At 44.7% G+C, this 12,772-nt stretch carries 12 protein-coding genes and 2 pseudogenes; 4 read left to right on the forward strand and 10 right to left on the reverse strand.

All coding sequences use genetic code 11. The annotated features are described in order from the left end of the window. Nucleotides 1-219: 219 nt before the first annotated feature. Nucleotides 220-651, forward strand: a complete 432-nt coding sequence (locus tag QNH15_RS23255) for a hypothetical protein (protein WP_283890900.1) — start codon at nucleotides 220-222, stop codon at nucleotides 649-651. 327 nt (nucleotides 652-978) lie between these two features. After that, nucleotides 979-1,482, forward strand: a complete 504-nt coding sequence (locus QNH15_RS23260) for a GNAT family N-acetyltransferase (protein WP_283890901.1) — start codon at nucleotides 979-981, stop codon at nucleotides 1,480-1,482. Between the two features lie 20 nt (nucleotides 1,483-1,502). Here the strand turns inward: QNH15_RS23260 and QNH15_RS23265 are convergent, their stop codons facing one another. The 8 genes from QNH15_RS23265 to QNH15_RS23300 all read right to left on the reverse strand — a co-directional run bounded on the left by QNH15_RS23265 (nucleotide 1,503) and on the right by QNH15_RS23300 (nucleotide 9,718). Continuing rightward, nucleotides 1,503-2,372 (reverse strand): PhzF family phenazine biosynthesis protein, encoded by an 870-nt coding sequence (locus tag QNH15_RS23265; protein WP_283890902.1) that lies wholly within the window; start codon nucleotides 2,370-2,372, stop codon nucleotides 1,503-1,505. 108 nt (nucleotides 2,373-2,480) lie between these two features. Further along, a complete protein-coding gene (locus QNH15_RS23270) occupies nucleotides 2,481-3,536 on the reverse strand; it encodes a Gfo/Idh/MocA family protein (protein ID WP_283890903.1) in 1,056 nt (351 codons plus the stop codon). A 3-nt stretch (nucleotides 3,537-3,539) separates the two neighbouring features. Beyond that, complete coding sequence (locus QNH15_RS23275; protein WP_283890905.1) at nucleotides 3,540-4,637, reverse strand: Gfo/Idh/MocA family protein; 1,098 nt, start codon at nucleotides 4,635-4,637, stop codon at nucleotides 3,540-3,542. Nucleotides 4,638-4,656: 19 nt separating this feature from the next. Beyond that, entirely contained in the window at nucleotides 4,657-5,478 is an 822-nt protein-coding gene (locus QNH15_RS23280) for a carbohydrate ABC transporter permease (RefSeq protein ID WP_061975352.1), read from the reverse strand. Then, nucleotides 5,475-6,422, reverse strand: a complete 948-nt coding sequence (locus tag QNH15_RS23285; RefSeq protein ID WP_283890907.1) for a carbohydrate ABC transporter permease — start codon at nucleotides 6,420-6,422, stop codon at nucleotides 5,475-5,477. Before QNH15_RS23285 ends, QNH15_RS23280 begins: the two co-directional genes overlap by 4 nt. A 69-nt stretch (nucleotides 6,423-6,491) precedes the next feature. Continuing rightward, nucleotides 6,492-7,787 carry an extracellular solute-binding protein gene (locus QNH15_RS23290; protein ID WP_283890908.1) on the reverse strand — a complete coding sequence of 432 codons (1,296 nt, stop codon included), beginning with the start codon at nucleotides 7,785-7,787 and terminating at the stop codon, nucleotides 6,492-6,494. Between the two features lie 33 nt (nucleotides 7,788-7,820). Continuing rightward, nucleotides 7,821-8,585 carry a sugar phosphate isomerase/epimerase family protein gene (locus QNH15_RS23295; RefSeq protein ID WP_283890909.1) on the reverse strand — a complete coding sequence of 255 codons (765 nt, stop codon included), beginning with the start codon at nucleotides 8,583-8,585 and terminating at the stop codon, nucleotides 7,821-7,823. 122 nt (nucleotides 8,586-8,707) lie between these two features. Then, nucleotides 8,708-9,718: a LacI family DNA-binding transcriptional regulator gene (locus tag QNH15_RS23300; RefSeq protein WP_283890911.1), complete on the reverse strand. Its 1,011-nt coding sequence runs from the start codon at nucleotides 9,716-9,718 to the stop codon at nucleotides 8,708-8,710. A gap of 320 nt (nucleotides 9,719-10,038) precedes the next feature. Between QNH15_RS23300 and QNH15_RS23305 the strand changes: the two are divergent. Continuing rightward, nucleotides 10,039-10,182 (forward strand): annotated as a pseudogene (locus QNH15_RS23305) (SDR family oxidoreductase); the annotation flags it as partial. Between the two features lie 199 nt (nucleotides 10,183-10,381). On the opposite strand, the gene galE reads toward QNH15_RS23305, so the two are convergent. Beyond that, the gene (gene galE, locus QNH15_RS23310) at nucleotides 10,382-11,407 is read right to left on the reverse strand and encodes a UDP-glucose 4-epimerase GalE (protein ID WP_283890912.1); all 1,026 of its coding nucleotides are present in this window, start codon (nucleotides 11,405-11,407) and stop codon (nucleotides 10,382-10,384) included. A gap of 489 nt (nucleotides 11,408-11,896) precedes the next feature. Between galE and QNH15_RS23315 the strand changes: the two are divergent. Next, nucleotides 11,897-12,097 (forward strand): annotated as a pseudogene (locus tag QNH15_RS23315) (alkyl hydroperoxide reductase subunit F); the annotation flags it as partial. A gap of 87 nt (nucleotides 12,098-12,184) precedes the next feature. Here QNH15_RS23315 and QNH15_RS23320 read toward each other — a convergent pair. Then, nucleotides 12,185-12,619 carry an OsmC family protein gene (locus QNH15_RS23320; protein ID WP_283890913.1) on the reverse strand — a complete coding sequence of 145 codons (435 nt, stop codon included), beginning with the start codon at nucleotides 12,617-12,619 and terminating at the stop codon, nucleotides 12,185-12,187. Nucleotides 12,620-12,772 lie beyond the last annotated feature (153 nt).

Genomic DNA, 12,772 nt, shown 5'->3' on the forward strand with positions numbered 1-12,772 from the left:
CGTTACTCACCGTTTTGCCAACTTCACCAAACAAGTCATTTTCAAAAAGGAAAAGGATGACGCAACGACCTGCATCATCCCACCGACTACATTCGACCTTGAAGCAAGTATAAAAAATGGATATAATTGTTAATTTAAACTCATAGGCATAAGCATAATTATGATATATGATTCAGAAGGATATTGTTTCCATATACCCATTTGAGGACGTGAACCCATTTGAAAAAGTATGTCATTCTATTTGCTGTACTGTTTGTTCTCTCGCTCGGAGTGAACATTTACCTGTACGTGCAAAAGGAAAATGCGGAAACGCAAGTATTGAAGGATCAAGTGCACGCTTTACGGGTTATTACCCAAAATACCATTGTTGGAGTAATCGAGAATAATAAAGTATTGCTGAAACAAACCCTAGCAAACTTGCAAAGTAACAAACCCTTTCGTCGGGATGATGATTTTGCTACAGGGGATGTTATATCTAAATATGAACACCTCATAAAAGATGCAGCTTTTGATAAGGATCCTCCTGCAGGGCTTCATGCAAAGCTTTCAAAAGTGTTTAGAGTTCTTGTCCCTTTACAAGCATCCCGCCATTTAAAAGAGGAACAAATACATCGTGCAATGAAGAAAATTAATAGAATCTTGGGTGATTGATAGTGGGGGCGGCCTTTTTAGTCGCACCTTTTTGTTTTTACTGCATCATTAAGCCAAAAATATCAATTGTCCTTGAAATCTATATTTTAGAAAAAACAAAGATGATACTAATTAAAATATAATAAATACCCAATTGATAGACTATCTTGAGCAACATTCATAAATTTAGTTTGCTGTACAACAACTCTCTATATAAAGGACGCTGCGAGAAAAAATAGTGGAAATATCGTAAATAAACCGATAAAAGTCAATTTGAAGTTATTATTTATTTAACCACCTTCTAAACTATTGTAAGATGTACCTACACTATTCTCAGGAGGGTTGTACATGTTAGTCGTTCGAGCGGCGAAGGAGTCGGAATATGATTTCCTTCAGAAACAAAGAATTAACGCTTATTCACAGTATGAACAAGATGTACCTGAAGCGCATTTGCAGGTATTATTAAAGGCCATTTCTGCTGATGTCAGCACGGAGGAAGAAGCAGAGTATTTGGTCGCAGAATGGGGCGGGGAGATTGCTGGAAGTATCGTAGTATTCCCTCCAGAAACCGATGCCTATGATGGACTGACTGGGATTTCAACTTTTCCAGAAATAAGAATGCTAGTGGTGGACCCTTCGTTCCGGAAGCGGGGGATTGGAAAAGCGCTCGTTGAAGAATGCCTTGTTAGAACCAAGGCCAAAGGCTATCCTGCGGTCGGTCTCCATACGGCAGATTTTATGAAGAGTGCCGTTAAGCTTTATGAGCGAATGGGTTTCAAGCGGTTACCCCAGCTCGACTTTTCTCCGCTTGACGATGGCATTGTAGTGAAAGCCTTTCAATACACCCTATAAAATCTCGCGCACTAAAACACTTAACGTGTTTCTAGTGCGTTTCCTTTAATTCGAGTGCGGATTACTTTATTTTCTTTACTACATGTTTCAGCAACAATCATACTTGGCCGGTCCATAGCGACTCCCTGGATCACTCGATAACTGTTCCACCCCTCCGATAATGATGAAAACACGTTATGTTCGGTTAAATAGGCACCTAATGCACACGCAGCTACACCTGTTGCCGGATCTTCGTTATACCCGGCTCTTTTGGGAAATTGACGAGCTTGGACACTCTGCCCGTTGTTTTGTTCAATCGCAAAAGGGTAAAATCCAGTCGTATGATATTCATCACATAATTTCCAAAGGTATTCATAAACGGGTGTAAGACGATTAAGTGTTTCAACGCTTTTTAATGGAATGATTAATTTATAACGAGACGCAGAAACAGATTGAACAGGAAAGTCATGAATGTCATCCATTCCAATACCTAATGCTTTGCATACGTCTTCCTTTGAAGGGTTTTCGTCCTTAAATTCCGGGGAGAATTGTTCAACAGTAACGTCTACATCCGATCCTCTTACTTCCCATTCCACTTTAACAGGCCCTAACAAGGTCTCCACCTGAAGCGGTGAGTGTTTGATCAATCCCCGTTTTACAAGAACGGTGGTGCTTCCAATTGTCGCATGGATACACATTTCCATCTCATGTAATGGAACAAAAAAACGAAACTTTACATCACAATCTGGACGAGTTGGTTCTAACACGAAAGCTGTTTCATGAGCAAAGTCCTTTGTCATCCTTTGCATTTCCTCTGTTGTTAAATCATCGGCATTTAACACAACGGGACATGGATTTCCTCCACCTTCTTCTAAAGAAAATACGTTGGTATGTACAACTTCATAAGACATCTGCTTCCCCTCCATCCACTTTGTGATCCATTATAACATCAGCTTCTCCCCCCAAAAACAAAGACGACCCCGGAACAATACCGAGGTCATCTCTTTATCATGAATACTCTATTGATGAGTAAGAGCTTTCCCCTCACTCACCCCAACCTTCACAATCTGCTTGGTCTCGTTCGACTCAATCGCAGCGAGGATCACATCCAATGACTTCATGCCTTCTTCTCCCGTGATAAGCGGAGTTTTTCCATTCAGGACAGCGTCTGTGAAGTGGTCGATGACATGGGACTTTGTTTGTCCGCCTTTATCATTGGACTGGATTCTCTCCAGCTCGTAGTTGACGGTTTCTCCGGTTTTGTATTGAGCGACGAGGGAATAATTCGGATCATCTTCCAGACGGAGAATGCCTTTCTCACCGTAAATGATGGTTGAGTTGTCTCCGCCTGAAACATAGGACCAGCTTGCAGCCAGGGTGCCAATAACGCCTTTTTCGGTCTTTAAAATGCAGACCGCGTTATCATCCACTTCGGTGTTTTCCTTCGCGCTTGTATCGATGAACGAGCCGACTTCGGTGATCTCACCGAGCAGGTAGCGCATGAGGTCGGTTTTATGTACGCCAAGGTCACCCATCGCGCCGATAAAGGCTCTTTCTTTGTCAAAGAACCAGCTGTTGCGGCCGTCGATGCTCCACTGCTCCGGTCCGGGATGGCCGAACGTGGTGCGGAAGCTGTAGATTTTGCCAAGGTCACCATTATCGATCAGCTGCTTGGCCTTCTGATGGGAAGCCACAAAACGCTGGTTATGAGCGATCATCAATGTTTTGCCGCTTTCCTGAGCCGCCTTGTTCATCGCTTCTGCTTCTTCCTTCGATGTAGCCATCGGCTTCTCACAAAGCACGTGCTTGCCAGCATTTAGTGCCGCAATCGTTACAGGAGCATGCAGGTAGTTAGGCAGACATACGCTGACTGCATCAATATCCGGATTTTTCAAAAGCTCTTCATAATCGGTATAGCTGGCAGCTCCATACTGCTCAGCAGTTTCCTGCACCCGTTCCGGGAGAAGATCGCAAACTGCTACAATTTCCACCTGTTCATTCGCTTCATATTCTGGCAGGTGGCGCTTTCTCGCGATACTGCCGCAGCCAATAACTCCAACTCGCAATGTGTTCATTTATTAGTTCCCTCCTGATACTAATGTTTCGTTTACACCTGCAGGGCGGTTGTAAGTGCTCTGCATGTCATAATGCTTGCCAAGTGACGCCGCCTCGTGGAATCCGTGCATGATCTCCAGCACATGAAACGCTTGTTCACCTGAAGCTCGGTGCGGCCGTTTTTCCAAGATCGCATCTGCCATATCAGCGATTCCGATTCCTCTTGAATTTTCCACTGTTTCAGACACAAGCTCCTGCTCCACCCACTCGTCAGATCCCTTTTGCTTCAACACGACAGGACCGCCGAATGTGTTTGGATCCGGAACGGAGATCGTTCCCTCCGTTCCATAAATCTCGATAAAAGGAAGCCGGCTCGCCTGCACGTCAAAGCTTGTGATAATCGTGCCAATGGCTCCGCTTTCAAACTCCACATTACCTGAAATATGTGTCGGTGTATGAACAGGGATTTTCTTGCCCGCATCTTCTCCTGACATAATCGTACGTTCCAGAAACGGCATGCCCGCTAAAGCGGTTACGCGTTTTACCGGTCCGAGCAGTGAAATAAAGGCGGTCAGATAGTAGGGGCCCATATCATACATCGGTCCGCCGCCCGCCTGGTAAAAGAACGCCGGGCTCGGATGCCATTGCTCCGGTCCCCGTGACATCATGAAAGCCGTCGCCGCAACCGGCTGGCCGATGGCTCCGTCCTCAATCAAGGCACGGCATGTTTGCAGTCCTGCTCCAAGGAACGTATCCGGCGCAGCACCGATCAACAGTCCCTTTTCTTTTGCCGTATCAATCAGTTCCTGAGCTTCCGGAACAGAAACCGAAAGCGGCTTTTCCACATACACATGCTTACCCGCATTCAGCGCTTGCAGGCAAAGCGCATAATGACCGCCCGGAGGTGTCAGGTTCAGCACAATGCCAATATCTTCATGATGGATCAGTTCATCCACTGAAAGAACAGACGGAATGTTGTACTGCTGGGCCTTTTCTTCTGCCCGCTTCTGATCCAGATCGGATACAGCCACTACTTCCAGATGATCGTAACTGCTGCAGTTTTTCAAATAAATATCACTGATCACACCGCAGCCAATCAGTCCAATGTTAATCTTTTTCATGGTATCTCTCTCCTGTCTATTACTCTTTTACTGCTCCGCCGGCAAGTCCCTTGACCACTTTTTCCTGCGAGAAAATATAGACCACAAGAATCGGCAGGCTGGCGAGGGTCAGTGCGGCCATTAAGCCCGGAATGTTGACGGAAAATTCGCCTTTAAAATCCTGCAATCCTAGCGGCAGGGTCATATTTTCAGGACTTGAAATGAGCACGAGAGCAAAAATAAATTCGTTCCATAGATGGATAAAGTTATAAATTAAAACGGTCATCAACGCCGGAGTCAGCATCGGCAGAATGACACGCCAGAAAATGCCGAAATGGCTGCAGCCATCAATCTTTGCGGCTTCCTCCAGTGACGCCGGAATTTCCTGCATGAACTGCGTCAAAATAAAGATCGAAATCGGCAAACTGAATGCGATATACGGCCCAAGCAGCGCCCAAACGGTGTCATACAATCCCATGCTTTGGGAAAGCTTGAAAACCGGGATGAGGGTTGCATGGATCGGAAGCATCATTCCCGCGATAAACAGCAGGAACACCACACGGTTCAGTTTGAACTTCATCCGGCTCAGCGGATAGCTGGCAAGCGCTGCAATCAGCATAACGGCAAACACCGCAATGACTGATACAAGAATACTGTTGAAAAAATAACGGGAAAGTCCCATTTCAAACACACTTTTGAAGTTTTCCAACGTAAAGGATGAAAAAAGGGAATACGGCTTTTCAAAGAACTGCGTCCGGCTTTTTAAGCTGGTGGAAATCATGTAAAGAAAGGGATAGCCTGTGAACACCAGCAGAATAAGGGCAATCACATACAAAGGGACTTTTTTAATCGCTACATTCATACATAGGCTCCTTTCTTTTTCCGGTAATAATCAAGCGCCTGAATAATGATGGTCACAATCATGGCCAGGAAGAACATGACAAACGCGATGGCGCTGGCATAGCCCATGTTAAAGTTCACGAACGCCTGCTTGAACATGTACGTTCCGAGAAGCTCCGTACCATGGTTCGGCCCGCCGCCGGTCATGACGTAGAAAATATCAAACGCCTTCAGAGATCCGACAATCGCGAGGATGGATGAGCTCACAATCGTTGGCATCAAAAGCGGCAAGGTGATACGGAAGAACTTCGTGAACGCGCTCGCCCCGTCGATTTCCGCCGCTTCGTACAGCTCTTCCGGAATTCCGACGATCGCTGCCTTAAAGAGAATCATGTAAAACGGGGAAAACTGCCAGACAATTACGAGCAAGACCGCAAACATGGCCGTGTTGCTCTGGCTCAGCCATTCCACATTTTCAAAGCCGAACACACTCACAATCTGATTGATGATTCCGTTCAGCGGATCAAGCATCAGTACCCATAACAAACCGACTGCAACGGTTGAAATCAAGAATGGAAAAAAATAAATTCCACTGAACAACCGGATGCCGCGAATCGGTGCCAGGAGCATCAGTGCCATGATCAGCCCGAGCGGAATCTGCACAAAAATCGATGTCAGGATTACCCACGTATTGTTCGTAAGCGACGTCCAAAACACGTTATCACTCAGCAGGTTAATATAGTTCTGCAAACCCACATACTCACCAGCGCCGACCCCGTCCCACTTGTAAAAGCTGTAGAGCAGCGTCGTGAAGATCGGGTAGAGCACATAAAGGATATAAACAATGATGGCCGGGGCCAAAAATAAGCTGATCGTTATGAATTTGTTCAATGACTTTCTCTTTGGCCGTGTAGCTGCTTGCGCCGCGGGTGTTGCCGTGCGTACTCCTTTTAATTGCGTTTCCACGTCATCCCTCCTCACGTTTTATGAAGGAAAGAATCAAAGGGGCTGCCCGCCCCTTTGATCCTCCGTCATTTACTCTTTCTTCAGGTCTTGCTTCGCTTTTTGTTCCATCTTTTTCGCTGCTTCTTGCGGTGTCATGTCCAGACCGAACACCGCTTGTGTAGTGTCTTTATGAAGCTCCGCAAGCTCTGGAGGAAGGGTCTGATCGTAAGGCATTTGAAGGTGTGTCGCATTACTTACAGCTTCATAGAAGCGTTTGCCCATTTCATCTTTCGGAGCCACGCCATCCACTGAAGTTAAGGATCCTGTACGCTCCACATAGGCTTTTGCAGTTTCCGTACTAGTCATCTCTTTGGCAAGCTCAGTGGCCAGCTTCTGGTTTTTGCTGTTTTTCGCTACAGACCAAACCGGACTTGCCGATGCGCCAAGATTTGTTTGGTCACCTTTGCCGCCTTTAACGGTCGGGAAGATGAAGAAATCAAGCTTGCTCGCAAAATCAGGCGCTTCTTCTTTCATGTTGTTTACAAATGCAAGACTCATATCCATCATAGCCGCCTTGCCGGAATACATAAGCTGGCGACTTTGACCTTCATCATACGGGATGCCGTTAAAGCCAGAGTTAAAGGCTTTTTTCTTCACCATTTCCTGTATCAGCTCTCCTGCCTTCACATAAGCAGGATCATCAAAGGTTTTGCCCGTACGGTGTAACGCACTGTCAAACAAGTCCGTTCCGCCAACACGGCTCGCGAAGTTCATGAAATAATAAGCACCTGGCCATTTCGTCTTGTTAGCCAAGGCAAGAGGAATAATGTCATTCTTATTCAGTGTATCGATGACTTTCAGCCACTCATCATAGGTTTTCGGAGGGGTTAACCCGTATTTCTTGAAGATTTCTTTGTTGTAAAAGATCACGTCGACGGATAAGCCCAGCGGCAATCCGTATACTTTGTTGTCATACGTTGAATTGTCGAGCGCCAATTTGTTGAAATGCTCTTTGTCTGTATCAGCTGTAATATCAAGCACCTTATCCTGGTCCACAAAGTTTTTGAGCCAGCCGCCGCCCCAGCTTGTAAACACGTCAGGCGCACGGTTTCCGGACATCGCAACAGAAAGCTTTTGCTTGTAAGCGTCGTTCGGAATCGTAAGGAATTTCACCTTTACATCTGGATGCTTTTTCTCAAAGCGTGCGACCGCTTCCTTATACACCTTTTCCTTTTCACCCGGATCAATCTGCCACAATTCCAGCGTCTTTTTCCCTTTGGAGCCTGAACCATCGGCAGATGATTCCTTCGATCCACCGCCATTTAACCCACATGCTGATAACAACAGTGCTGCCACAAGGCTTAACATCAACACTACTCTTTTCACAGCAATCCCCTCTTTTCTTGTTTTTAAATAGATTTAAGCCGTTATGTAGTTCTTGGTGAGGTATTGAAAACTGATTTCGATGCTTTCAAGCGGTGAGCGGCGGCTTTGGTCCTGTTCGACAACCCACCAGTCCACCTGGGAAGCTTCTCCTTTATTTAAAATCGCGGACAGATCCACGCCGCCGGTGCCAAGCTCCGCAAAGAATTTCTCACCGTCTGTCGTCATGTCCTTCAAGTGAACGAGCGGTGTGCGTCCCTGATACTTTTCAAGCCACTTCACAGGATCTTCTCCCGCTTTGGTCAGCCAGTACACATCAAACTCTGCCTTTACCCAGTCATGATTGGTTTCCTCAAGCAGCAGTTCAAGCGGCTTTCGCCCATCAGACAGCGGCTGAAGTTCAAAATCATGGTTATGGTACGCGAAGGACAAGCCTTCCTTGTAACAGGTTTCACCAACAGAATTCAAAATGGAAACGAGTTCACGGTAATCCTGTTCGCTTCTTCGCTCTGGCGGCAGGAACGGACATACAATGTGCTTGTTGCCAATCGCATGCTGATACTCAATAACAGAGCTCAGTTCAGATTCCAATGTCGTCAATGGCACATGGCTGGATGCAGCTTTTAATCCAAGATCATCGAGCACCTTCTTTAATTCAGTAGCCTCCAGCCCGCCATATCCAGCAAACTCTACGCCTTCATAGCCGATTTCCGCTACTTTTTTCAGCGTTCCTGTGAAATCTTTCTCTGTTTCATTGCGCAGCGTGAACATCTGCAGCGCAACAGGTATGCGTTTGGACATAAACAACCTCTCCTTTTTTATATAGAGCATATTTTAAAATGTAATCGGTTTCATTTTTCATTGTTGCTAACCCCCTAAAGTAAAGGGGTTCTTAAGTCTGTAAAATGTAACCCATTACATGACTAACCGAGTTTTTTCTGATTTGCTCCGCAGGACTCCCGGATCACAAGCTCATTTTGAAGCACGTATTGTTTCTTGCTCGTTTCATCCCCGTTAATCTGCTGAAGCAGCAGCTCCATTGCTTTGCTTCCCATTTCAAACATCGGCTGGGCGATGGTCGTAATGCCCGGGTCATAAATGGCGGAGAGCTTGACGTTATCAAATCCCACAACCGCTAGATCTTCAGGAACTGAGAGACCATGATCCTTCGCCGCCTTGATGATGCCTGTCGCCATTTCATCATTGGCCGAAAACACCGCAGTTGGCGGATGTTCCAGCGCCAGCAGCTTGGTCATCTGGTTGTACCCTGATTCATGGGAAAAATCGCCCTCCTGGATCAGGATGTTGTCAACATCCAGGTCATTTTGCAATAGCGCCTGACGGTACCCTTTCAGGCGGTCCTGACTGACCAGCAGATGAAGCGGACCGGTAATATGAGCGATTCGGGAATGGCCGAGCTTGATCAGATGCTCGGTTGCTGTCCGGCCGCTGCTTACATTATCAATGGTCACCGTCGGAATGGGAATGCCTTCGAGATAGTCTGCAGTGAGAACAACCGGATACTGTTTCATCACTTCTGATAAGACGCCTTTATCCATCCGGGCTGACAGCAAAATCATGCCGTCCGCCTGGCGCTGTCTCAAATGGTCAAGATACTCATACTCCTTTTCCACCTGCTTGTTCGTATTGGCGAGAATTACACGGTATCCATGCTTCCCGGCTTCATGTTCAATTCCGCCAAGAATATGGGAGAACACCGTATTCATGATGTTCGGGATCACGACAAGAATCGTATTCGTTTCACTTCGCCTGAAATGCCGCGCCAAAATGTTCGGCTGGTAATTCAACTGCTCAATGATCGCCAGCACCTTATCCCGCGTTGCCTTTTTCACGGTTTCCGGACTTCTCAGAACCCGTGAAACCGTTGCTTTTGAAACATTCGCCTTCTCTGCCACATCGCTCATCTTTACCATTGGTGCATCCCCTATACTCCTGAAATGATTTCTGCTGTGTGTAAAATGTAATCGGTTACATTTAGTATACCTATTATTGTCAGAATTGCAAGACAAATTTAATAAATTGTCTAATAAAAAAATAACCTGATATGCCTCATGGGCAACCAGGTCCTCTTTTTGTACGGGTTGTTTTGTTCAAAATCAATCACCTTATTTGGGCTGAACATCGGATAAAAGAATTTCTTTTAATATCTTTTGCTGAGTATGCGGAAAGATATCATCCACGATATATGTGATGGGCAATTTAAGCGCGATGTTATTTCCAAATGTGTGCCGTACAGCACTTTTTATCGCAAATCACTTTACCAAACTTGGGAACCGCGAAGGAAGTTGCGACGGCCGTTTTATTCCTGGCTTCAGACGAAACGGGCCATATTACCGGAATTGAACTGCCGGTTGACGGTGGAGTAACCGCAAAATAGGGAGAGAATAAAATGGGACGGGTACAGTCGAGGCGGACATTATATCCGCATTCCCACCATGCCTGACTTTATACAATCAGCTACACTTTAATATAGAAGGAAAGACTGTCCTTATTTTTTGCTGGACAAGTCTTTCCTATTGAAAAACCTTGGCTTAAACCAAGGTCATAATATATCGATTTTAGTCTTAAAAAGATTATTATTGTAACACCTTACCCCTGAAACCATTTACATTGTTCTTCTGCCAATTCCATGCATCACGGCACATCTCATGTATATCTTTCTCTGCCTTCCATCCCAATTCACTTTGGGCCTTTGATGGGTCTGCATAACTGATCGCCACATCTCCCGGCCGACGATCTGTAACATCAAATGGGATTTTTACGCCAACCACTTGTTCAAAGGCGTGCAGAACTTGAAGGACACTATAGCCATTACCGGTCCCCAGATTGTAAGCTTCAATACCTTTACTGTTTAAGACTTTAGCCAAAGCTTTTAAGTGGCCTTTCGCCAGATCCACGACATGGATGTAGTCTCTCACGCCCGTACCGTCCACTGTCTCATAGTTATCGCCGAAAACTTGGAGCTTAGGCAGTTTTCCAACGGCAACTTGAGTAATATACGGAATTAAATTATTGGGTATTCCATTGGGATCTTCTCCGATTTTCCCACTTTCATGAGCACCGATGGGGTTAAAATAACGCAGCAATGAAATGCTCCATTCTCTATCAGACACACAAAGATCTCGAAGAATCTCCTCAATCATTAACTTTGTGCGTCCGTACGGATTGGTGGCATCGAGAGGTGCTCCTTCGGAGATCGGGACCTGATCTGTCAGACCATAAACTGTGGCTGATGAACTGAAAACCAGATTTTTTACGCCAAATTGCTGCATGACTTCACAAAGCACCAACGTTCCGGCTACATTATTATAATAGTAGAAAAGCGGTTTAGATACGGATTCACCAACCGCTTTTAGGCCAGCAAAATGAATAACTGCTTCAATCGAATGATCCGAAAATACTCTCATTACTTCATTTTTATCTAATAAATCCACTTGTTCAAAAACAAAAGACTTTCCTGTTATCTCACGGACCTGTTCTAATGATTCAATGTGGCTGTTTGATAAGTTATCCAATACAACAATCTCATATCCCGCATTCAATAGCTCGATACAGGTATGACTGCCGATAAAACCTGAACCGCCAGTGATTAAAATGGCCATAATTGTCCCCCATCTACCTTTATCACGTTCGATAAAAATAACATTTTGTTCTTATTTAGAATTATAACACACCTTATGGAACAGGTTTCAAATAAAAGAAGTAAATGTAAATTACATCGGACAAATTCACTACTAATAGAGGTTCACAGCCATAAAAAAAGCCTGAAGGTCTGTCATCCTCCAGGCTCACTAGGGGGTCTTGCTTGTCATGGGGGGCAAGCAAGTAAAAGGGTTATATATGTTATCCCCAAATTATGCAGGAAATAAACGGGTTAATTGGTGGCTCGATGCCACATCCTTTATAAGATTTTGAGGACCTGCCATTCCAATCAGGATAAAAGTCCCTGATTGTTGAGTGGATTTCATACAAAGCAACTAAAATTAAGTACAGCATCAACCAATTCTCGGGATTCAATGTCACCCATCTGTTTTCATGCCTAAACAAATAAAAGAGGACCGAACCAATGGTGGTTGGAATGTAACTGAAAAACCATGTCACCAAAAATTACAGTAGTACAAACGGAATTACCGAGAACCCCTAGCTTTAGTGTAAATCGTGTTGGCGAAGACACTGGAGTAACTTTTGCCGGTATTCCTCTGGGACACGAATTTACTTCTTTAGTATTAGCTCTGCTGCAAGTTAGCGGAAGACCCCCAAAGGTTGATCAGAAGGTAATTGATCAAGTTAAAAACCCGGCATCCCTAATTCGAATCCAAAGCTCCCTTTTTGCCTGCCCCTCTACGCTAACAAATTATTTAAATATTCAGGTCAATACTTTACTTAGAGGAAACTTTGGGTTGAACCTCAATTTTAACATCTGCTTTTTTCAATAGATTTCCCACTTCGCATCCCTTATCTGCCGCTTCTGCAGCTCTTTGTGCTGATTCGATCTGTTCTTGAGTTGCATCAGAAGATAAAACAATATGTGGATAATGCGTAATTTTAAACTCATTATCAGCAATGTTAGCCTCAGAATCCACCGTAAGCTCCACTACAGGTAACTTTCTACTTTCGAGCACAAACACAAGAGTTGCTGTATAACAAGTTGTCACAGATGAAACAAGTACCTCTTTTGGATTTGCTCCATCCCCGCTTCCTCCTATGGATGCAGGTATAGCAATTTTTGTTTCAAGGAAGTTTGCACTAAGCTTTCCATTCCCTTTTACTCCGTCATTCCAAACAGCGTTCACATTTACTTTCATATTAGCCATGTTTAACACTCCTCAAAAAATATATTGTGTAATCGCAAATTTTTCACGAAAAAAAATGAAAGTTTCCAAACCCGGTAAAATTTAATTTAAAAAATCTATAATAGAATTTGTTCCTTGTTTACCGCCTTAGAAAGTGGCAGTTTCCTAACATTT

This window comes from Fictibacillus enclensis (assembly GCF_030123385.1).
Classification (GTDB): Bacteria; Bacillota; Bacilli; order Bacillales; family Fictibacillaceae; genus Fictibacillus_C; species Fictibacillus_C enclensis.